The sequence below is a fragment of the Paenibacillus sp. GCM10027628 genome (assembly GCF_042676385.1).
Classification (GTDB): Bacteria; Bacillota; Bacilli; order Paenibacillales; family NBRC-103111; genus Paenibacillus_E.
Window position 1 is genome coordinate 70,520 of record NZ_JBHTHA010000011.1, and the last position, 20,486, is coordinate 91,005.

Sequence of the window (20,486 nt, forward strand, 5' to 3'; positions counted from 1 at the left end):
AGGTGCAGGCTCGAATATGTTCGAGTTGCACCTTTTTTATATCATTTTACGCTGGGAAACAAGTTCCCCTCGAGAGAGTGAGAAAGTCTCAATTAAAAATACTCCTTTTGGCTCGCTCTTCCGTAGATTCGAATGCACATCATGCAACCATCGGCCACATTCAAAAAAATGAGGGGGTAACCTTCGGTTCACCCGCTTGACAAAGAACGAAGGTCGTTATTAGTATACAAGTTTGACGCTAAATTTCGGAGAAATAGCCATTTCGGGGCTCGAAAGAACAAAGGTCCATAAATAACGAACAATCTTCGCTAATTATGGACTTTTATTCGTTCGAAGCCTGATTGGTGGTCATTGACCCACCAAATGCGTCAAAATGTTCTCTATTTAGCGACCATAGTTCTTTCTAGGTGGAAGATACCCTCCCCTCCAACTTCTATAATGCTCAAAGAAGGCACCGATCCGCAGGATCAGTGCCTTCTTTTCTGCTTTTAATCCAAATAATACGCCAAACTTTGCAGCTCGGTAGTAAAATCGGCATGATGCACCCGTACTTCAGGCGGAACCTTAATGATAACAGGAGCAAAATTCAATATAGCTTCTATTCCGCATTCCACGAACTGATTCGCTACATTTTGAGCTTCTATCGCGGGTACAGTAATGATGCCGATCCGCACCCCAAGCTTAGCTAAGGTTTGCTTCATTTCCTGCATGGACTGCACGGTCAGGTTGTTAATCGTTTCCCCAGCCTTGCTAGGCATCGCGTCAAAAACCGCGACAATTTTCATATCATTCCGTAAATACGTATTATAATTGCACAATGCGCGACCCAAATTGCCAGCGCCGACGAGCGCGACCTGAATATGACGGTCCAGCTTCAGAATCTGGCGAATTTTTTCAATTAGGTAAGCCACATCATAACCGATGCCTTTCTTTCCGAATTCCCCGAAATAAGCTAAGTCTTTACGAATTTGCGCAGGATTCAAATCCAGCTTTTGACCCAGATCTTGCGACGATACGGTCATAATATTTTTCATCGCAAGTTCATTGAGAAAACGTAAGTAAATGGGCAATCTGCGCACGACCGCTTCTGATATTTTTTGCGTCTTCACTGCTGCACCTCCCCCATCCATTGCTCAATCCTCGGTAACATTTGCTCGGTGGTCATATGTTCAATCTTCGGTCCCGGCAGCGAATAGAGGAAATGCTTGCCATAGTACGTATCTATAACTCGGGTATCGTAGATGATGACAATCCCTTTATCGGACGCTCTGCGAACCAGCCTGCCAAAGCCTTGTTTAAAGCGGATAACGGCCTGAGGGACCGAGAATTTCATAAAAGGATTCTCATTGCGCTTCTTGATATTCTCGCACTTGGCTTCCACTAACGGATGATTAGGCGGTTGAAAAGGCAAACGGATAATCGCCAGGCAGCTAAGAGCGTCACCTGGAATGTCAACGCCTTCCCAGAACGAACTGGTGCCCAGGAGCACGCACATGTTGTTATCTTGGAACATTCTCGTCAACTTGCTGCGGTTACCGCTATCTACGCCCTGCCCTAGGACTGTGATGCCATGAGGCTTCAAAATGTCTTTCATGCCGGCATAAATCTGCTTTAACATACGATTGGATGTACACAAGATCAGCATACGGCCTTTCGTAACCATGGCTACATCGCTAAGAGATTGAATAAGTGCGTTAATGAAAACCGGGTCGCCTGATGCACCTTTGATCGTTGGAAAATCCCGGGGAATAACGACAAGCGCCTGTTCCCGATAATTAAAAGGTGAAGGCAGCTGAACGGTTTTCAACTTCCCTCTCTCTTCATCTTGAGGAATATGCAGACCGAGCTGGTCGGCAGAGTATTGAAAAGATTTATTTACCGATAAAGTGGCCGAAGTTAGGATGATACTGTCTTTCGTTTCAAAAAAATGCTGCTGTAAGAGTGAGCTTACGTCCGTAGGCACACATATAAGCTGCAACGACCTCGCCTTCGAGTATGTGCCGGCTTCCATCCAATAGACATAACCTTCATCTGCCATCTTCATGAAAAAGTGAAGCGCGTCGCGGTGGTTGTAAAGCTCCTTAACCGTTCCATTAAGATCAGTAACCAAGCCTTGGACTTCGAACACATCCTGCATATCCTTAATCTCACTTAGTATCTTGTCTAAGGATCGCAGCACCTCATTCGCATTCAGATAGATGTTATCCTCCATCATAAGAAGCTCGTTCCAGTTTGCCGGCAGCGTCTCAGGTTTCATGCGAAGCACATATTGCGAACTCTCCGATTGGGAAGGATCGCTTTTGGAAGAGAGTAGTTCGTATAGCGATTCGCTGAGCCTATCCCAGTCCTCTTTGATCTTGATGAGCTTCGGGAGCTGAGCATCAATCGACTCGCTCCATGCCGCGACGCGTTCCGGATGATCGTCATTTTTTTGCAACCGGAAACGAAGCATCGGCAGTTGGCCGCTGCGATTATCTTTGTAAAGCCATTGCATCGTGTTATAAAAAGCAGCTGCATGCAGTTCGATGCCAAGATGCTTGCTAGCCACTTCCTCGAAGTGGTGGGCCTCATCGATGACCAGATGCTTGTATGCAGGCAAAAGCCGATTTTCCGCCTTCATGTCCGTGAATAGCAGCGAGTGGTTCGTAATAACCACGTCAGCTGTATTTGCGTCGTTCCGGGCCCGGTGATAGAAGCACTTCTTGAACCAAGGACACATCCGATTCAAGCACGAATCCGTATCGCTTGCTACCGAATACCAAAATTGGGCCCCTTTATTGCCAAAATGCAGCTCTTCTTCGTCGCCATACTCCGTCTCACTTAACCAAACGACCATCTGCGCCGCAGTTATCGGGTCTTCCTTGCCGTGCTCGTAATCTCGCGTTGTCAACTTGTTCTCGAACTTGCGCAAACAAAGATAATGGCTTCTTCCTTTAAGAACGGCTGCTTTAAAGTCCACTGGGAAAATCTCTTTCAACAAAGGAATGTCTCGCTCGCGGAGCTGCTCTTGAAGATTGATCGTATGCGTGGAGACAATTACTTTCTTATCGTGCTTGATCCCGTAGTACAAGGAGGGAATTAAATAGCCAAGCGATTTGCCGGTGCCTGTACCCGCTTCAATCATAAGATGCTGATCCATCCGCAAGGATTGCTCCACCTCTCGGATCATTTGCTCTTGAGATTCCCGTTCCTCGAACACCTCGAATTTTTGCCGGAGCGCGTCTTTCAACCCTTGGTGAAACTCGGTAAAGGAAGCGCCTAGCAGTTGTCCGACATCCTCACCTTTACGCAGATCCTCTTCTTCGCCCCAATCGTTTACATTCAGCGTAAATTGCCGGAAATATCGATGAACATCGACGTCCACACTCGTCTCCGACTCTTTAAATAAACGAATTTCATCGATAAACCAACCTAAATCGCTAGCGCCGCTTTCAAAAATATGGTTTAAGCGCTGCACCGTCAGAAGCGGTAATCCCAGCAGCCTTTCCATACAAATAATCCAAATCAATGCCGTAACTTCCGCATCGCTGTCCGCTTGATGAGGGCGCTCATGGTCCAAACCAAATAAACCGGCCACCATACTCAATTGCAGACTGGAAATGGATGGAAACAAAATGCGAAGCATATCCATTGTATCCAGTACACGGCCTGAAAATGGCGGGTAACCGGTCTTGGTCAAACCACGTTGCAGGAAAGACAGATCGAACGGAACATGATGTCCTACTAGCACGCTATCGAATAATAGCGGAAACATATCCGACATGACTTGATCCAAAGAAGGCGCATCCTTCACCATGTCGTCCGTAATCCCTGTTAATGTTGTAATCGAAGAAGGTATACCGATCCCCGGGTTCACCAGAGAAGTATACCTGTCTACGATTTGAAATTGATCTATAATGACAAGCCCGACCTGGATGATTTCATCCGACTGTCCGCTTCCAGTTGTTTCAAAATCCAATACTGCAAATTTCATGACGTGAATTTCAATCCCTTCGTCCTGCGCTTCTCCTAGCATACCAAATCTGATCAGGAAAAGGGAATACCTTGTTCATTTCCTACGACTTCCAATTTACGATTCGTCCAAATTAATTAACGGTTCCATGCAGGAGGGGTCGGTATGATACGCTTTTTGAAAATATTCGAACGCCTTCTCCAAATTTTGATTTTGAACTTGAATACAGCCCATTGCATTGTAAGAGATGGCCTTCATCTTCATATTGTCGGTTAAGGGCAAGAGAAACTGAAAATGCCGGTATGCATCCCCGTATTCCCCTTTACGCAGATACCCCATGGCCAAATAAATGCGTGCCAACATGAAATCAGGCTGCAACCGGATCAGCGCTTCAAATTCTTGAATCGCCTGGTCATACATATTCAGTTTGTAATACCCTTGTCCCTTTGTAAACTCGTCCGTTTGCTTGCCGGACAAATCCAGTTCCATAAGTTCATTATGAAGAGTTTGGGTGCTGATCGGAACAGCCCCATAAAACTTTCCCAGCTTCTCCTCAAATAGCAGCCAAGCTTCAATGAATTCGTCGCTCATCGTTTTTAACACTTGCAATTGCTCATCAAGTTCCGCTTTTTTCTCCCCGGCACTATTCGGATATTCCTTTTGGATTTCTTCCAAAACTTCGTTCATTGTGGAAAATAAATGCTTAAACATTTGGCATCCCACCTTTACTTCGAAAGCTTATCCTCATTCTTTGTAAACAGTGTCCTTTTCATGCATGGGAGTTAGCGAAAGAGGGTTCAATGAAGTTGTTAAAGAACGGTAGAGTGCTCCTCTTCTTTGAGCAATTGAGCGACTTTGTTGTTCGCTCCCAAAATAGCTATGGTCGGTTGATGTTTCTTGGCCTCTTCGTCGGTCATCATCGCATAGGACATAATGATTACCGTATCTCCTGTTTGCACTAAACGCGCTGCGGCTCCGTTCAAGCAGATAACACCCGAGCCGCGCGGACCCGGGATAATATAGGTTTCAAGACGAGCGCCGTTGTTGTTATTGACGATCTGCACCTTTTCGTTCGGATACATATCCACCAAATCGATTAAATCTTCGTCAATTGTAATACTGCCTATATAGTTCAAATTTGCCTCTGTCACTGTGGCACGGTGAATTTTGGCTTTCATCATCGTACGAAACATAGCTGTCACTTCCCAACTGGTAGAATCAAATTATCAATGAGACGGGTGTTCCCGAATTTAACGGCCAAAGCAATAATAATGGAGGAAAGATCAGAAAGATAGCTGCTTTCAAAAGGTTCCAATGTTGGATATTCCAACACCTCTACATAGTCAATTTTGGCAAGAGGAGCTGTTGCAATATGCTCATTAACCAAACGATTCAGTTCGACTGCCGTAAAATTTGCATTGGCTTGCACATAATCTTTCGCTTTCTGCAGTGCTTGTGACAGTACCAGAGCCTGCTTACGCTCTTCGTCGCTTAAGTACACATTTCTGGAGCTCATGGCCAGACCATCAGACTCACGAAGTGTGGGACAAGGTATAATCTCCACTGGCATATTGAGGTCATTCACCATTTGCTGAATAACAGCGACCTGCTGCGCATCCTTTAACCCGAAGAATGCCTGATCCGGCTGTACAATGTTGAATAACTTACTCACGACCGTTGCTACTCCATCAAAATGACCTGGCCGCGATGCGCCGCATAATCTGGATGTAAGCCCCGTCACACTTACATTTGTCCGCATCGGTCCCGGATACATCTCTTTGACATCCGGCATAAAGACGATATCGACTCCCGCGGCTTCCGCCACCTGCAAATCACGCTCCGCATTCCGCGGATAACGCTCAAAATCTTCATTTGGTCCGAATTGCAGCGGATTAACGAAAATGCTTAACACGACAAGCCCGCTTTGTTCGCGCGCTTTGCGAATTAGACTGGCATGCCCTTCATGTAAAAATCCCATCGTCGGTACAAACCCGACGGACTGGTCGTTTTTACGTCGATATGAGCGAATTCGGGCACGCAAATCGGCGATTGACTGTATCACTTCCATCGTTTGAACAGCTTTCATAGCGGCCATTACTCCTTATCCCCGTACAAATATTGAACGACGTCATTATCCATATGAAATGTATTTTCCGGCGCAGGGAAAGCACGCGATTTTACTTCCTGCACATATTCACGAATGCCTTCACGAATAGTTTCCCCAATATTCGCGTATGTTTTTACAAACTTTCTGGGAGCGCTGGCGCTTCCATACTGGAGAAGGTCATGAAAGACAAGTACCTGTCCATCGCAGTGAACCCCAGAGCCGATCCCAATCGTTGGAATCGATAATTCCTTCGTAATCCACGTCGCTAGCTCTTCGGTTACCAGCTCCAGAACAACCATGCAAGCTCCAGCTTGCTCAATGGCTTTCGCATCGCTCATCAGTTTCTCCGCTTGCTCAGAGCTCCGGCCTTGAACGCGGAACCCGCCGATCTGATGCACCGACTGAGGGGTAAGTCCAAGATGTCCTACCACAGGTACACCTGCTTTGGCAATCGCTTCCACAGTTGGCGCAATTTCGACTCCGCCTTCGAGCTTGACCGCTTTCGCCCCACCTTCCTGCATTAGACGAGCAACGCCTTTTAACGTCACGTCCAAGCTGCTGTGATAGGTCAAGAACGGCATATCGGCAACAACAAAAGTGTTGCTCGCCCCTCTCACTGCCGCGCGGGTATGATACACCATATCATCGAGTGTTACAGGAAGCGTTGAATCGTAACCCAATACGACATTACCGAGGGAATCTCCAACAAGAATCACATCGACACCCGCTTCTTCCGAGAGCTTAGCCGACGGATAATCGTAGGCCGTTACCATCGTAATCGGGACACCATCCTGTTTCATCTTTCTCATCCTAGCGGTTGTTAACGGTTTGCGTTGTTCCATGCGTATCCCAGCTTTCCTATAAAATGAAAAAACCTTTTAGCTAGGAGCTAAAAGGAGCGCATGCAGAAAGAATCCAATGATCCTTCTGTCTCGGTCCCTTAAGGCTCAGAGCAGAATCCAGCATCTTGTTTCAAGTAGTATTCCATTGTTGCCTTGACATGAGTCTTGAGTGCAATTCCCTAAGGATACCGCCTCATGGCTCTAGTATACCAAATGTTGCTTATTTATGGTACCCCTTACTTCAGCTCGATGTCGCCCGAATATATCTTTACCTTGTCCCCTGTTTCAGTGATTACCGTTAAAGCCCCTGAGTCATCGAGTGATTCCGCCATGCCTTCAACAAAGCCGGAGGGTGAATGTGTGCGTATCGGCCGATTGAGGGTTACGCTTAGCGCTTCCCAGAGAAGCCGAATGGGTACAAAGCCTTTATCGATATAAAGTCCATATAGCTCTTCGAACTCAATGAGGAAAGCTTGTACCAGTTGTTCCCGGACAATATCCGTTCCGGATTCTATGGCCAGCGATGTTGCAATGGAACGAAGCTCCTCGGGGTAATCCTCAACCTTCAGATTAGCGCTGATCCCGATTCCGGCAATAACATATTTCAACCGTTCGTCTTCGCCGCTGCTTTCCAAGAGAATGCCGCTTACTTTTTTCCCGCCTATGAGCAGGTCATTCGGCCATTTGATGCCAATATCAACCTTGACTACCTTTTGAATCGAACGGCAAAGGGCAACTGCGCAAAGCAAAGTGAGTTGCGGCATAAAATAAACCGGGATGCGCGGTGTTAGCACCAGACTCATCCATATCCCTTTACCCGCAGGAGAATGCCATTTGCGCCCCATTCGGCCCCTGCCTGCCGTCTGTGTCTCAGCCAGCACCAACGTGCCTTCAGGCGCCCCTGAGGCGACGAGCTGATGAGCAATCGTCTGGGTGGAATCCACTTCGCCATATACATGCAGCTGCTTCCCTAATGATTTCGTCTTCAGTCCGGCTAGCAGCTCTGAAACATTCCATTTATCAGGCTTGCTAATCAGTCTATACCCCTTGCGAGGAGCAGCCTCAAACTCGTAACCGGCCTGACGCAGTGCTTCGATATGTTTCCAAATTGCAGTCCGGCTTACGTTCAGCGCACGGCTGATCTCCTCACCGGAGACATAGGCGTCCGGATGTTCGGCAAACAATTGCAAGATCCGTTCGTTCATCAACAATCACTCACGATCTATATAAATTCAAGAACCGCGCCGACGCTACTTGCTAGCATCGCGCGCGGCGTGTAAAAGCGGTTCGCGTTCATTCGGCAGCTCGCCAAGCGCGACGCCTTCAAGAAGCTGCTGCAACAATGGGCCCATCCATGGGCCCGGCTTCATGCCGAGCGCTTCGGTCACGTCCGTGCCGGATACGGCGAGCTCTTTTAGGCTGAAGCTGTGAATCTCGCTCAGCCAGTCGGCTCCGTGCCGCACAATCAGCGGCACGACGGCCTCCCAGAAGCGCGCTAGCTCGCCGCGCGCATCTGACGGCTGCTGCGGCAGCGCCCGCAGCACCTGCAACAGCGTGCGCGCCGCAGCAATGCCGCGGCGCACCGCGCCAAGCTTCCAGACCCGCGCTAGCCGCGCCGGGTCTGGCTGGACGGCGGCGTCCTGCGGATCGCCGCCGCCGTCTTGCAGCTGCGCGGCCAGCCACTCGCGCAGCCCCAGCACAGCCACTACCGCGTCCGTGTCGGCGCGGGAGAAGGTCAGCTCCTGGAGCGCCGTGCGGACGGTGTCCGACGGCGTCTCCAGGAGCATCAGCAGCAGCGCCCAGCGTGCCTGCTGATCGGGCAGCGCGCTGACGGCGTCCAGCGCGTCATCGTGCGCGAGCCAAATCTCAAAAGGCAGCGGCAGCTGCTTTTTGAGATTTGCCGTCAGGCGGCTCGCGAGGAGCAGGCGCACAGCCCGTGCCGGGGCTGGGCCTTCGACCATGCGCTGGAGCTCGCTGCGCACGCGCTCCATGGCGATGTGGCGCAGCAGCGGAGCTTGCGTGAGCAGCGCCTGCCATGTCTTTGCCTCGACCTCCAGGTTATAGGTCGAGGCAAAGCGAATGCAGCGAAGCATGCGCAGCGCATCTTCGCCGAACCGCTCCTCCGCTACCCCGACGCAGCGGAGGATGCCAGAGCTAAGATCCTTTTGCCCGCCAAAAAGATCCAGTACTACGCCCGCCATGTCCATCGCCATGGCGTTCATCGTAAAATCACGCCGCCTAAGGTCTTCCGTCAAGTCCGAAATATACTCGACGGATGCCGGGCGGCGGAAACCTTCGTACTGCGCCTCCTTGCGGAACGTCGTCACCTCGTACGTCCCCTGTTCCAGGATGACGGTTACGGTTCCGTGCTGCAGTCCTGTCGGCGCCGTTCGCTTGAAACAGGCCATCACCTGCTCCGGCAGCGCGGAGGTGGCAATATCGATATCCTTGATGGGTCTCTTTAGTACGGCATCACGCACACAGCCACCAACGAGATAGGCTTCATAACCTGCAGTTGTTAGAGCTGTGAGTACATGAGCAGCTCCGCGTTCCATAATATGATTTTCAAGACGATCGGACATTTATCATTCGAACTCCTAATCGGCTATTCGCGTTAACTCCTACTGACAGGACGAAGCCGTGATGCGGTGTGATTCCGGCAACTCTCTTCCCAGTACGCGATAATAGATTTCTTCATAATGTACCGTAGTTATATCATTACAGAAGGTTTGACGAGCACGGTACAAACAATTCTGAACAACTTGGTCATAATGCTCCTGATTGCTGAGCAAATGAATGACGTGCTGCGCCATCGTATCGGTATCCCCGGTTTCCGCTAAATAGCCGGTTTCTCCGTGCGTGATAAGTTCAGGAATACCTCCGGCATTCGAAGCGACTGTCGGCACGCCGCAAGCCATCGCCTCAAGCGCGACCAGACCGAAACTTTCCTTCTCAGACGGCAAAAGCATCACATCTGCAAGTGAAATCACTTGAGCCACATCGTCCTGCTTGCCGCAGAACGTGACTTTATCCGATAAGCCAAGCTCCTTCACTTTCGATATGATTTTGGACAAATCCGGCCCTTCCCCGACAAACAATAGACGGGACGGCAATTTCTGGCTAACCTTGGCAAAAATATCGACGACATCCTGCACACGCTTCACAGGTCTGAAGTTCGAAATATGAATGAGAATTTTCTCATCCGGTCTTGCAAACTCTCCTCTTAGCTTGGAAATATCCCGGGGATAATAAACACGTTTATCCACAAAATTGTAAGCGAGATCAATATCCCGGTCGATAGCAAGCGATTCTCTCGTTTCCTTGATCAAATCTTTCGAGACCGCCGTAACCGCATCGCTCTCATTGATCGCATAGCGAATCAAATCGGAGATAGATTGATCCTGACCTAGCACAGTAATATCGGTTCCATGCAGCGTCGTCACAACTTTCAGCTTACTGCCGATCATTTGTTTGGCGAGGAGCGCACACACCGCATGCGGGATCGCATAATGCACATGCAGGAGATCCAAGTCTTCCATCTTTGCGACCTGAGCCAGCTTACTTGCCAGTGAAAGGTCATAGGGCGGATAACGGAATACGTAGTATTCACTCACTTCCACCTCATGATAAAAAATATTTTTATGAAACTTGCCAAGACGAAATGGCATACTGTGCGTTATAAAGTGCACTTCATGCCCTTTCTCGGCGAGCAATTTTCCGAGTTCCGTCGCCACAACGCCGGAGCCCCCCAATGTCGGGTAGCAGGTAATCCCAATTTTCAGCTTCTCGTTCATAGCCTTCCTCTCTTCCCTGTCAGCCCAAACGATCCACCAGCAGCGGCAGTTTCGAAACAAAACCTTCTGCATAAGGGATCATCCGTTTCTGGCCCATAAGTCTGTCGCGAGCCTCTACCCGCTCTACGTAACCTTGGTTCAGCGGCGTCGCTACCGTGTCTTGACCCAAGACAAACTGTGAGCGGTAGGCGCTCAGAGCGGCAATTTTCGCCTCATAACATTCGGTTACGTCTATCATCAGATCCGCTTCGTATACATCATTAATAAAATAGAAATAGAGCTGCTCTACATTAACAGGCTCTGCCGCAGGAGCGTATTTACGAAGCTTCGCGTTAAAAACCGCTTCCTGTATTAAATGCGAGCAGGCAATATGATCGGGGTGCCGGTCCTGCCAGTATGGAGCGAACACGATTCTAGGTTTATGTTTACGGATTTCCAAAGTAATACGTTCAATGTGCTCTTGGGAGATTGAAAGACCCCGGTCGGGCAAGCCTAAGTTAGAACGCATGGCCAAACCTAGTATACTAGCCGCCTGCTCCGCTTCTTCCTTGCGAAGTTCAACGTTCCCATTCGATGACATTTCTGCATACGTCAAATCGCAAATCCCTACCCGTAAGCCTGCTGCCGTATGTTTGGCTATCGACCCTCCCATGCCAATCTCCGCATCATCCGCATGGGCGCCGAATATGAGTATATCTAAGGGGGCGCTCATCTTACTCAATACCCGGTTTATATTTATGTACGAGCTCTCTCCACGCAAAATCACCGCGGTCCAAAGCCCGAACGAGAAGCTCTGCAGTAGCCACATTGGTCGCGCATGGAATGCCTTGAACATCACAAAGGCGCAATAATGCGATAATATCAGGCTCATGCGGTTGAGCCATTAACGGATCCCGAAGGAATATGATAAAATCCATTTCATTTTCCGCCACAAGAGCGCCGATTTGCTGATCGCCGCCTAAAGGACCGGACATAAAGCGATGAATGTCTAAATTCGTTTTATCCATAATACGTTGACCGGTTGTACCAGTCGCATACAATTTATGACCTTCAAACACATGTTCATAAGCCGTAATAAAGTTGACCATTTCGTCTTTCTTACGATCGTGTGCGATAAGTGCGATTTTTAGCATGTAAGCCACTCCTTAGAGTTGTCATGAGAAAACTTGTATTTCTTAATCGATAAAATGCTCAAATCCGTAAATCATTCCCGAATAGGTCATCACTTTACGAATGGCCAGCGCTACACCGGGCATATATGCGGCACGATCGTAGGAGTCGTGTCGGATTTTGAGCGCCTGACCGGGTTCGGCCATAATCACTTCCTGTTGCGCAAAAATACCCGGCAAGCGAACGCTATGTATTCTAAATCCATTGTAATACCCGCCCCGCGAGCCTTCAATGGTTTCTTCCTCTTTCGGATTGCCTTGACGCAGCTCTTCTCTCACTTCGGAAATCAGTTCAGCCGTTTTAATCGATGTTCCGGACGGGGCGTCGAGCTTCTGATCGCCATGATATTCTATGATTTCTAAGTTTGGAAAATATTTCGAAGCCTGTGCAGCAAATTTCATCATCAAAATCGCGCCAATCGAGAAATTCGGCGCAATCAATCCGCCAATGCCGCTCTCTTGACACAGCTTGTCCAGCGCTTCAATATCTTGGGGGCTAAACCCAGTAGTTCCCATGACAGGGCGAATTCCATGGCGGATAGCCAATCTTGTATGGGAAAATGCGGTTTGCGGTCCTGTAAAATCAACCAAAACATCCGCCTTGGATTCAACTAATGCCAGTTCCAAATCATTTTGCATCCTTACACCGCAGTCCTCAAGACCAACCATTCTGCCCAAATCAATAGGGCCGGAGGAACGGCTCACACCTGCAGCCAGATCCATATCCGGCTCTCTTAATACCGTTTTGACAACCTCACGACCCATTCTACCGCTTGCCCCTGCCACTGCTACTCGTATTTTACGATCCATTTCTGTCTAAGTCTCCCTTTTTTCTATTTCATCCAGATCTATTTTAATTTTAATCGGTACTCCGCGGCTTGCAGCTTGGCTAACTCATGATGAGGCTCCAAGCGGATCGCATCCATAACGGTTTGATAGGCTCTTGCGTAGTCTTTGCGATAAGCAAAAGCTTCAGCCAAAATCAAATAGGCCTCAATGGCGAGCGGATCCAGCGCGATCGCTTCCTTCAATAGGAATATGGCGCGTTCAGCATGTTCGGATTCTACATTTAACTGCTTTTGAGCTTTTTCTACCAATTCCCTCGCGCGCAGCACTTGTAAATGATACCTGTAAGCCTCGCTGCCTTCTTCCAGTTCCAATGCTCTAATCGCGAGTTCAATAGCCTTTTGCAGCTTGTTACTCCTTGCATAAGTAATCGATAATTTGTAGTGATAGGCAGCATTGTCTGGCTCAACCGCTATCGCTTTTTCAAACCATTCAATGGCTTTTTCAAAATCGTGACCAAGTATGGATTCATAAGCTTTCTGTATTTGATTTTCTCCATTCATCTGCCCATCCTCCTTCTAAAAGTTCTGCAAGAACTTTGCGAGACACCCGCTTGTGGGGATGGTACAGTTTATGAAGCTTATGTGTTTTCGGTGTTAATTTTAGTCCAACGGTTCGCATCTCGGGTATTGAATTTATGCATCACTTTGCTGTGCGCTTCAGTTAAATCGATCCCCAGCGAATTCGCAAAGCATATCGTAATAAACAGAATATCACCTAACTCGAGCTCGATGGAATTGTCCGCTTCCGATGCTTTTTTGGGTTTCTCACCATAGGCATGATTCACTTCCCTTGCCAGCTCTCCCACTTCTTCGGACATTCTGGCCAGCATCGCTAACGGACTGAAATACCCTTCTTTAAACTGCGAAATATAACGATCCACTTCTTGCTGCATCTCTTTAAGTGTACGATCTGACATGCTCACCCTTCTTTCCATAATCACCACCAAGGATATCATTACCATGTTAAACTAAACAAGAAAAGTTGACAAATTTTTTTCATCTCAAAAAAAAGATATAATGGATAGTATGATGCAGTTTAACGTCTGTTGGAGGTTAATAATCGATGTTTAAAGAACGTATTGCGGACCGCTTGACCAATTTAGTTGCCATTATGATCGGAACGGCTATTTATGCCTTTGGCCTGCACTATTTTGTCATATCCAATGAATTGATGGAAGGGGGCGTTACAGGCGTATCGCTGCTGCTTAAATATGTGTTCAACATACCTCCTTCAATCTCAACGCTAGTCATCAACATTCCTTTGTTTTATATCGGCTGGAAAAATTTTGGGAAGGAAGCTATGGTTTACACGATTTTCGGCGTCGTTTCCTTGTCCTTCTTCCTCTGGATCATGGAATTGCTGATTCGTGAACAGTGGATAATCCCTTTTCATACCACGCAGGATTACTTCTTAGCCACTCTTTATGCAGGTATTACGCTTGGCTCAGGACTCGGGCTTGTTTTCCGATATGGCGGAACAACGGGAGGCTCTGATATTTTAGCCCGTATTGGCAATAAAAAACGGGGATGGAGCGTTGGACAGGTCATCCTCATCATTGACGTCGTCGTCATCGGCACTTCCTTTCTATATTTACCAAAAGAGAAGGTTTTGTACTCGCTTGTTGCCGTGTTTGTAACATCGCGGATCATCGACTATATTTCAGAAGGCGCTTATGCGGCCAAAGCTTTTACCATTATCAGTGACCATGCGAATGCGTTGGCACTGCAGATTACGAAGGAGCTGGACCGGGGTGTGACCTTATTCCCTGCCAGAGGCGCATATTCCGGCAATAACAAGGAGGTTGTTTATTGCGTCGTCTACCGTCACGAAACCAGAAGAATGCGTGAGTTAATCAAATCCATTGATCCTAATGCTTTTATTATTATTGGAGAAGTGCATGATGTGCTTGGCGAAGGATTCAAAACGCCATGAGATAAACCTCTATCGAAGTCTTTCGAAGATGAGCGACCGCGCTTAGAGGAAGGTTTATTCGCCAATAAGAATTTTATTTTCCGACTAAGTCGGAAAATTATAAATTCTTATGTGGTAAAAAAACATCCCGATTCCACTGAAAATGGAAGCGGGATGTTCGTTTTTTAGAAATGTTCGCCTTCTTTGGTCTGCTTGACGGATACGACATGTTTACCGGATTGGTACATTCTCCAACCTGCATATGAAAGCACACTGATAATTATGAGACCTATGCCGATTGACCAAATAATCGGCTGCCTCGGATCGGTCAATGGCACGAACGCCATCGCATCTTTATGCTTCATAAACAGCTCATCAATCATCTGCTGCAGCTGTTCTACAACCGATTCCATCTGACGCGTCTGCATGGGGCTGCTATTTAACTTGCTATGGAGGAATGTCAGGAGAGAGTCCAATTTCTCCACATCAGCCGGCTCTCTACTGATAAGAATGGAAGGGCGAATGACCGCGATATGCTGCGATAGCTTGCCGAAACCCGCCACCGCTTCTTGCTGCTGATTCGCCTTAACGGCTTGCCGAAGCAAAGCGATATCATTTTGCAAAACTTTATAATATTGAAGCCACATGGGCTGATTCTTATGAGTGAGCGCATCAGTGGCTAGTCGAATTTTCGCAACAGCTAGCTGGCCTTCCTCCGGAGAGTAACTAACCGCATTATAGACGCGTTTGGCTTGTGTAATCGTTTCAGTCAATGCGTTCAGACCTTCGACCGAAACAGCCCCTTCGAAACGAATTTTTGGAATTTGATCGGAGATTTGCAGCAGCTTGCTCCTTGCTTCCGTGACTTGTCCTTCCATCGTTTTTTTGTACATGTCATCGGCGGTTTGATTCAAATATTCCATCTTTTGCACTTGTTCGGGGTCTACTTGGACGGTTGCTTGACCTTTGGAACTTGGAACCGCACCGCAAGCCGCACTTATGCTAACAACGGTTACCATGAGGATCATAGTTGCCAACCGTTTTGCGCCGGAAAAAATAAACATGGGACATCCCCTCCTTCACCATCATCTTATGGAGGACTGTCCCAATTTAGACCAAGCTATATTATCGAATTTTTAATCTTGCTCGCTTCCAATTGAACGCTAGAGCGATTACGATTCCGGCAATGCTAAGGCCTATTGTAAACGCTTCAATTGTTGGAAGATACGCATGCAGCACTTTAGGCAACCACGGAAAAATACCTCTTTCATAATCCATGAAGTCGTTCCAGAATGTCCAAACCGCCACCACGATAATCGCCGGCAGTTTATGTGTGTACCATCTGGCGTAAAGCAGCACCTCAATAGCCATAGCCAAATGTGAAACCGTCAGCATCCAACCGTCGAACCCAGCTGGAACACCCTGCCACGCACCTGCCCATATCATCGTCACTGCCCAAATTCCATATTTAAAAGAAGTAATTAATGCGAACGCTTCGACGAAGCCACGGAAGGCGCGGTATATTTTGCTTTTAGGTTTGTCAGAATGAAGATCCATTAAAAGATATGCGACGGAGCCCGTAAAAAAAAGGCTGGCGGTCGGGCTGTCTGGCACAAAAAAAACGTACCATATTGGATAATTGGCAATCGTAAACTCCATTTGATCCCAATACCACTCGTAGCCGTATATAGTTCCCAGAAAATTACAAATAAAAAGGAGCCACAATAGTTTTTTATTTAATAGGAACGATTTGCTCCAGAAATAAGCGATAGACAAACTTTGCTGCAAGTATGCCCCTCCTTTTCTAGTATCGAGTTTAAAAAAACCTGACCGCTATCGCGATCAGGTTCTGTACTTTACTGAGCTTTTTGTTTGGATAACCAATCAGCCAGCTTGTCAATATCTGCATCGGTTAAGCCCTTATCAATGTTGGCTTGATACTGTTTGCCCATATTGCCTTTGCCGTTTTTGATGATACCCAAGATTTCATCTTTAGAATGTTTGTCACCCACACCAAGCAATGCTGGAACGCCTGAAGCTGGCATTCCTTTTAATCCGGCACCGTGACAAGCCAAGCAAGTTGCTTTCTTGAAAATCTCTGCGCCTGGATCATCCGCCGCCACGATGGCTGGGGCTTTCTTCGTTTCTTTGGCGCCACCGCCGCCTGCAGCACCTTTGCCTGCACGTAATTCTTCCTCACGCTTAATGTGCTCAGGAACGATATTCTTATCTTTCAGTTCCGCTTGGTAATGAGCCCAAGAGGTGTATGTAAGGTACGAACATGCCACTAATGATAAGATCATTAAGGATGAAGCAATTGGTCTTCTATAGAAACGTCGCTCTTTCCCTGTATCCAGGAACGGAGCAAGAAGCAGACCACCAAACAGTAATCCAGGTACGATTACAGCTCCAAGAACTACGTAGTTACCCGATGTATATGGGTATTTCAGGAGTTGGTACATGAAAAGGAAGTACCAATCCGGCATTGGAATGAATTGTGTGTTTTTAGGATCAGCAGGGTATCCCAGTGGTGCTGGATCCGACATGACCAATACTAATATACCGACCAGTACGACAACGCCTACCATCCATTCTTTCAATAAGAAGTTAGGTACAAAAGCTTCCGATTTTCCCGGATATGCAGAATAATCTCGAGGAATTAGTCTTTGCTCTTGTGTTTTCTTCACTACGCGGGAATCCCCAACGTATACGATTTTTTCGTCAGACTTATGACCATGCGCCACGCAATGACCCTCCTTTCAATTATAGCGGTCCGGAAATACCTTGTTTGCGAATCATAAAGAAGTGTCCGGCAAGCAAAGCGAGCAGAACGCCAGGCAGGAAGAACACATGAATGGCAAAGAATCGAGTCAATGTTTGAGCACCAACGATTTCTCCACCTTGCAGCAGCGTCTGAATGTAAGACCCAATGAAAGGTACTGACGCAGCAATTTTAATACCTACTTGTGTTGCAAAGTAAGCTTTATTATCCCAAGGAAGCAGGTATCCCGTAAATCCAAGACCAAGCATAACGAAGAAAATCAGCATGCCTACAACCCAGTTCATTTCACGTGGAGCTTTATAAGAACCTGTGAAGAACACGCGCAGGGTATGTAAAAACATCATAACGATTACTAAGCTGGCTCCCCAGTGGTGCATACCTCTCACGATCACACCGAAAGCCACTTTATGTTGTAAATAGTCAACGCTTGCATAAGCGTTAATGATATCAGGCGTATAGTACATTGTAAGGAACATACCTGACAAAATTTGAATAACTGTAATGAAAAACGTCAATCCGCCGAAGCAATATACGAACGCGGAAAAGTGATGAGCAGGGTTTACGTGCTCTGGGACCTCGTGGTCTGCAACATCCCTCCACATCGGCGTAATATCAAGACGTTCGTCAATCCAGTTGTACATGTTTTTAAACATCTGATGGTGACGCCTCCTTATACTCTTGTGTTAGCATGCAGTTGCCCCACGTAAACGAACCCATTCTCTACTTTTACGGAGTATTCATCCAACGGTTTCGGCGCTACTGCAAGGTTTTTACCGTCTTGCGTGTAGTGAGCACCGTGGCATGGACAAAAATACTGATCTTTGTATGCAGGGTTATCGTTCCAGTTGACCGTACATCCAAGGTGTTTACAAGTTGGATTCAATGCAAAAAGCTTGCCGCTGCTGTCTTTGGAAATCCAAGCCACGAGCTCAACATCGCTCTCGTACCAGCCATCTACCTGGTGGACTTGGAACTGAAACGATTGTGGTACATTGGTAATTTTACTTTCTTCGACAACTTTGATCCAATCCCCAGCTTTCTTTGGTTTAAGGACAGGATCAACAGCAAACCTCAGCATCGGTATCATCATACCGGCCGCCATGAATCCTCCAGCGCCACCAAGGGTGTAGGAAAGAAATTGTCGACGGGACATTTCGCGTTTTGTGCCCGGTTTCTTCCCATGCTGCTCTTCATTGTGATTGTTGTGGTCACTCATTATCAGGTCTACCCTCCTACATTGGCCGACGCCCGAACCCTCTCGGGCGCACAGTTACCTCTATCACGTGTCGTTCGACATTACACTACATTACTAGGACATTACTAATAATAGCCTACGACCTCTAGGGCGTCAAGAATCCTTAACTCCTTTTCAAGCCCTGAAATCTTGGCCTTTGAACAAATTTTAACGAAATTGTCACAACTTTTTGGCGAGTAAGAAACCGATTACTCCCCTTAGCCTGCACATTTTTTTTTCCAATAATACGTATTGTGAAAAAGTTAATCACCTTGCTGCCAGAGGCGCTGTATACTCTCGGAAATGCGTGATTTAATGTCTTTGGCGCTGCTTGTCCACTCCTGCATATCTACAGGAATCAACAAATCAATATGTTCATTCTCCCATTGTTCAGCCGCAGTATGTATAGTAAGAACAATCACATATCGGAAACCGGCATGCTTCAATTGAAGGCTGATTGCATTCAATTGTTCCGACGCGTTCACGCCTGTCATATAATGGACAGCCGGATAAGTCACGACTCTTCCTTTATAAGGGATCTCTACAGTCTCCAAGGCATCCCGCAATTGCTCTAGCGCAAACGTCGTTTGTGCCGGGTCTTCGAAACCCCTTAGTCCTGTAAACGGCAGCAAACAAGTGTCCAAATACGGCTTGAGGTCCGGCCACTGATCTTGCTCAATTTCACTGAATTTCATAAATAGACCCTCCTATATCTTTTACAAAAGAAGAGCTTGCTATGTAAGCAAGCTCTAATTGTTACTTTAATTCGTCCTACCTTCACTGTCAATTGGAATAGCCGTTTGTTCGCGAAGAGCTGTAAGCGCCTGCTCCAAATCCTGCTGCTTCACAACAACATAAGGACTTTCCCACTCGCCGTTCAGTTGAATATAGTTAACGTTTGATGGTTTTAAGGCCTTGTAGGATGTTGTCAGTTGGCGAAGTTCCTCAGCCGGGATATCCGTCTTGATCGAGGTACCGACGATATCGAGCAATTTCCCCCAGGCCGTCACACCGTTCAGCGATGTCAACTGATCCAATAGTTGATTAAGCACCAGTTGCTCCCGCTGATTTCTTGCCAGATCGGACGATTCCGCTGTACCTAAATTCGATTTGCGATAACGAATAAAATCAAGTACCTGTTTGCCGTTCAAATGTTGCAAGCCTTTGACTAAATTGATATTCGTACCATCGCTTTCATCTTCATATTTCATGTCCATATCGACCTGAACCGTCATGCCCCCAAGCTGGTCGATCACTTTACGAAAACCGTCGAAATTGATGATGGCCATATAATCGATTGGAACATGGTACAGATTGCTGAAGAGCTTCTTCGTTTGAGAGAGCGCCGTATTCTTATCCTGATTGTAGTAATACGCATAAAAATAATTGGCTTTGTGGGAATCGTCCAACCCTGAATCCTCCGCCCGAACTTCCAAATCTCTTGGAATGGATAAAACGGTTGCCTGGTGAGTTGCCGGATTGACACTGAATAGCATCATAACATCCGTATTAAGCGAACCCTCGCTGCCCCCTCTCTCATCAATAGCTGTTAACAAGAAGGTTAACGGTTTCGCCATATCGTCTGATGTAAGGGCCAAAGGGTTGAAGTCTGATGAGATAGCAGCCGTTGAGCCTGGTTCTGAAGATGGCTGAGATGCTGCAATATGATCAATCGTTTCGTTCCATTTATGATATAAATAGGCCGCATAAACCGATGCAGAGCCAATTAAAACACCAATAATCAATAGGGATGCCGTAAACAATTTGCGCCAGCGCGGATGCCAAAATTTCATATTCATGTCCGTTCTCCTCGTTTTTGAAAATCGATATGTATATAAGTTGACGC

22 protein-coding genes are annotated in these 20,486 nt (G+C 47.2%); 1 reads left to right on the forward strand and 21 read right to left on the reverse strand.

The genetic code is table 11. The annotated features are described in order from the left end of the window. Positions 1–488: 488 nt before the first annotated feature. From ACFQZT_RS11845 to ACFQZT_RS11910, 14 genes are all read right to left on the reverse strand, one after another. The gene (locus tag ACFQZT_RS11845; protein WP_379299924.1) at positions 489–1,109 is read right to left on the reverse strand and encodes a redox-sensing transcriptional repressor Rex; all 621 of its coding nucleotides are present in this window, start codon (positions 1,107–1,109) and stop codon (positions 489–491) included. Continuing rightward, the gene (dinG, locus tag ACFQZT_RS11850; RefSeq protein WP_379299926.1) at positions 1,106–3,973 is read right to left on the reverse strand and encodes an ATP-dependent DNA helicase DinG; all 2,868 of its coding nucleotides are present in this window, start codon (positions 3,971–3,973) and stop codon (positions 1,106–1,108) included. The genes ACFQZT_RS11845 and dinG overlap by 4 nt, the downstream gene beginning before the upstream one ends. Before the next feature lie 96 nt (positions 3,974–4,069). Beyond that, entirely contained in the window at positions 4,070–4,663 is a 594-nt protein-coding gene (locus ACFQZT_RS11855) for a tetratricopeptide repeat protein (protein ID WP_379299928.1), read from the reverse strand. 98 nt (positions 4,664–4,761) lie between these two features. After that, entirely contained in the window at positions 4,762–5,145 is a 384-nt protein-coding gene (gene panD, locus ACFQZT_RS11860; protein ID WP_379299930.1) for an aspartate 1-decarboxylase, read from the reverse strand. 5 nt (positions 5,146–5,150) lie between these two features. Continuing rightward, on the reverse strand, positions 5,151–6,020 hold the full coding sequence (panC, locus tag ACFQZT_RS11865) for a pantoate--beta-alanine ligase (RefSeq protein WP_379300445.1): 870 nt from the start codon (positions 6,018–6,020) through the stop codon (positions 5,151–5,153). 26 nt (positions 6,021–6,046) lie between these two features. Continuing rightward, the gene (gene panB / locus ACFQZT_RS11870; RefSeq protein WP_379299932.1) at positions 6,047–6,901 is read right to left on the reverse strand and encodes a 3-methyl-2-oxobutanoate hydroxymethyltransferase; all 855 of its coding nucleotides are present in this window, start codon (positions 6,899–6,901) and stop codon (positions 6,047–6,049) included. Positions 6,902–7,137: 236 nt separating this feature from the next. Continuing rightward, positions 7,138–8,106, reverse strand: coding sequence for a biotin--[acetyl-CoA-carboxylase] ligase (locus ACFQZT_RS11875; RefSeq protein ID WP_379299934.1), 969 nt, complete (start codon positions 8,104–8,106; stop codon positions 7,138–7,140). Between the two features lie 45 nt (positions 8,107–8,151). Then, entirely contained in the window at positions 8,152–9,483 is a 1,332-nt protein-coding gene (locus tag ACFQZT_RS11880) for a CCA tRNA nucleotidyltransferase (RefSeq protein WP_379299936.1), read from the reverse strand. Positions 9,484–9,522: 39 nt separating this feature from the next. Next, entirely contained in the window at positions 9,523–10,695 is a 1,173-nt protein-coding gene (gene bshA / locus ACFQZT_RS11885; RefSeq protein ID WP_379299938.1) for an N-acetyl-alpha-D-glucosaminyl L-malate synthase BshA, read from the reverse strand. Positions 10,696–10,714: 19 nt separating this feature from the next. Further along, positions 10,715–11,407, reverse strand: coding sequence for a bacillithiol biosynthesis deacetylase BshB1 (bshB1, locus tag ACFQZT_RS11890; protein ID WP_379299940.1), 693 nt, complete (start codon positions 11,405–11,407; stop codon positions 10,715–10,717). Between the two features lies 1 nt (position 11,408). After that, the gene (locus ACFQZT_RS11895) at positions 11,409–11,828 is read right to left on the reverse strand and encodes a methylglyoxal synthase (RefSeq protein ID WP_379299942.1); all 420 of its coding nucleotides are present in this window, start codon (positions 11,826–11,828) and stop codon (positions 11,409–11,411) included. A gap of 42 nt (positions 11,829–11,870) precedes the next feature. Then, complete coding sequence (dapB, locus tag ACFQZT_RS11900) at positions 11,871–12,674, reverse strand: 4-hydroxy-tetrahydrodipicolinate reductase (RefSeq protein WP_379299944.1); 804 nt, start codon at positions 12,672–12,674, stop codon at positions 11,871–11,873. Positions 12,675–12,712: 38 nt separating this feature from the next. Continuing rightward, a complete protein-coding gene (locus ACFQZT_RS11905) occupies positions 12,713–13,213 on the reverse strand; it encodes a tetratricopeptide repeat protein (RefSeq protein WP_379299946.1) in 501 nt (166 codons plus the stop codon). A gap of 77 nt (positions 13,214–13,290) precedes the next feature. After that, positions 13,291–13,629: a nucleotide pyrophosphohydrolase gene (locus ACFQZT_RS11910; RefSeq protein WP_379299948.1), complete on the reverse strand. Its 339-nt coding sequence runs from the start codon at positions 13,627–13,629 to the stop codon at positions 13,291–13,293. Between the two features lie 146 nt (positions 13,630–13,775). Here ACFQZT_RS11910 and ACFQZT_RS11915 point away from each other — a divergent pair, with 146 nt between their 5' ends. Then, the gene (locus tag ACFQZT_RS11915) at positions 13,776–14,645 is read left to right on the forward strand and encodes a YitT family protein (protein WP_379299950.1); all 870 of its coding nucleotides are present in this window, start codon (positions 13,776–13,778) and stop codon (positions 14,643–14,645) included. A 164-nt stretch (positions 14,646–14,809) separates the two neighbouring features. On the opposite strand, the gene ACFQZT_RS11920 is transcribed toward ACFQZT_RS11915, so the two are convergent. The 7 genes from ACFQZT_RS11920 to ACFQZT_RS11950 all read right to left on the reverse strand — a co-directional run bounded on the left by ACFQZT_RS11920 (position 14,810) and on the right by ACFQZT_RS11950 (position 20,439). Then, complete coding sequence (locus ACFQZT_RS11920; protein WP_379299952.1) at positions 14,810–15,688, reverse strand: sporulation protein YpjB; 879 nt, start codon at positions 15,686–15,688, stop codon at positions 14,810–14,812. A 61-nt stretch (positions 15,689–15,749) separates the two neighbouring features. Then, complete coding sequence (locus ACFQZT_RS11925; RefSeq protein WP_379299954.1) at positions 15,750–16,412, reverse strand: DUF1405 domain-containing protein; 663 nt, start codon at positions 16,410–16,412, stop codon at positions 15,750–15,752. A 68-nt stretch (positions 16,413–16,480) separates the two neighbouring features. Beyond that, on the reverse strand, positions 16,481–17,368 hold the full coding sequence (locus tag ACFQZT_RS11930) for a c-type cytochrome (RefSeq protein WP_379299956.1): 888 nt from the start codon (positions 17,366–17,368) through the stop codon (positions 16,481–16,483). A gap of 19 nt (positions 17,369–17,387) precedes the next feature. Next, the gene (qcrB, locus tag ACFQZT_RS11935; RefSeq protein ID WP_379299958.1) at positions 17,388–18,059 is read right to left on the reverse strand and encodes a menaquinol-cytochrome c reductase cytochrome b subunit; all 672 of its coding nucleotides are present in this window, start codon (positions 18,057–18,059) and stop codon (positions 17,388–17,390) included. A 17-nt stretch (positions 18,060–18,076) separates the two neighbouring features. After that, positions 18,077–18,622, reverse strand: coding sequence for a QcrA and Rieske domain-containing protein (locus tag ACFQZT_RS11940; protein ID WP_379299960.1), 546 nt, complete (start codon positions 18,620–18,622; stop codon positions 18,077–18,079). Between the two features lie 281 nt (positions 18,623–18,903). After that, a complete protein-coding gene (locus ACFQZT_RS11945) occupies positions 18,904–19,335 on the reverse strand; it encodes a DUF2487 family protein (RefSeq protein ID WP_379299962.1) in 432 nt (143 codons plus the stop codon). Between the two features lie 66 nt (positions 19,336–19,401). Further along, entirely contained in the window at positions 19,402–20,439 is a 1,038-nt protein-coding gene (locus ACFQZT_RS11950) for an LCP family protein (protein WP_379299964.1), read from the reverse strand. Positions 20,440–20,486 lie beyond the last annotated feature (47 nt).

What these genes read in the sequence shown, in the direction of transcription:
- bshA (WP_379299938.1), bottom strand. Translation starts at nt 10,695, where the DNA reads ATGAACGAGAAGCTGAAAATTGGGATTACCTGCTACCCGACATTGGGG.
- ACFQZT_RS11905 (WP_379299946.1), bottom strand. Translation starts at nt 13,213, where the DNA reads ATGAATGGAGAAAATCAAATACAGAAAGCTTATGAATCCATACTTGGT.
- ACFQZT_RS11920 (WP_379299952.1), bottom strand. Translation starts at nt 15,688, where the DNA reads ATGTTTATTTTTTCCGGCGCAAAACGGTTGGCAACTATGATCCTCATG.
- ACFQZT_RS11940 (WP_379299960.1), bottom strand. Translation starts at nt 18,622, where the DNA reads ATGAGTGACCACAACAATCACAATGAAGAGCAGCATGGGAAGAAACCG.
- panC (WP_379300445.1), bottom strand. Translation starts at nt 6,020, where the DNA reads ATGGAAGTGATACAGTCAATCGCCGATTTGCGTGCCCGAATTCGCTCA.
- panB (WP_379299932.1), bottom strand. Translation starts at nt 6,901, where the DNA reads ATGGAACAACGCAAACCGTTAACAACCGCTAGGATGAGAAAGATGAAA.
- qcrB (WP_379299958.1), bottom strand. Translation starts at nt 18,059, where the DNA reads ATGTTTAAAAACATGTACAACTGGATTGACGAACGTCTTGATATTACG.
- dinG (WP_379299926.1), bottom strand. Translation starts at nt 3,973, where the DNA reads ATGAAATTTGCAGTATTGGATTTTGAAACAACTGGAAGCGGACAGTCG.
- bshB1 (WP_379299940.1), bottom strand. Translation starts at nt 11,407, where the DNA reads ATGAGCGCCCCCTTAGATATACTCATATTCGGCGCCCATGCGGATGAT.
- ACFQZT_RS11855 (WP_379299928.1), bottom strand. Translation starts at nt 4,663, where the DNA reads ATGTTTAAGCATTTATTTTCCACAATGAACGAAGTTTTGGAAGAAATC.
- ACFQZT_RS11945 (WP_379299962.1), bottom strand. Translation starts at nt 19,335, where the DNA reads ATGAAATTCAGTGAAATTGAGCAAGATCAGTGGCCGGACCTCAAGCCG.
- ACFQZT_RS11895 (WP_379299942.1), bottom strand. Translation starts at nt 11,828, where the DNA reads ATGCTAAAAATCGCACTTATCGCACACGATCGTAAGAAAGACGAAATG.
- ACFQZT_RS11910 (WP_379299948.1), bottom strand. Translation starts at nt 13,629, where the DNA reads ATGTCAGATCGTACACTTAAAGAGATGCAGCAAGAAGTGGATCGTTAT.
- dapB (WP_379299944.1), bottom strand. Translation starts at nt 12,674, where the DNA reads ATGGATCGTAAAATACGAGTAGCAGTGGCAGGGGCAAGCGGTAGAATG.
- ACFQZT_RS11880 (WP_379299936.1), bottom strand. Translation starts at nt 9,483, where the DNA reads ATGTCCGATCGTCTTGAAAATCATATTATGGAACGCGGAGCTGCTCAT.
- panD (WP_379299930.1), bottom strand. Translation starts at nt 5,145, where the DNA reads ATGTTTCGTACGATGATGAAAGCCAAAATTCACCGTGCCACAGTGACA.
- ACFQZT_RS11875 (WP_379299934.1), bottom strand. Translation starts at nt 8,106, where the DNA reads ATGAACGAACGGATCTTGCAATTGTTTGCCGAACATCCGGACGCCTAT.
- ACFQZT_RS11950 (WP_379299964.1), bottom strand. Translation starts at nt 20,439, where the DNA reads ATGAATATGAAATTTTGGCATCCGCGCTGGCGCAAATTGTTTACGGCA.
- ACFQZT_RS11915 (WP_379299950.1), top strand. Translation starts at nt 13,776, where the DNA reads ATGTTTAAAGAACGTATTGCGGACCGCTTGACCAATTTAGTTGCCATT.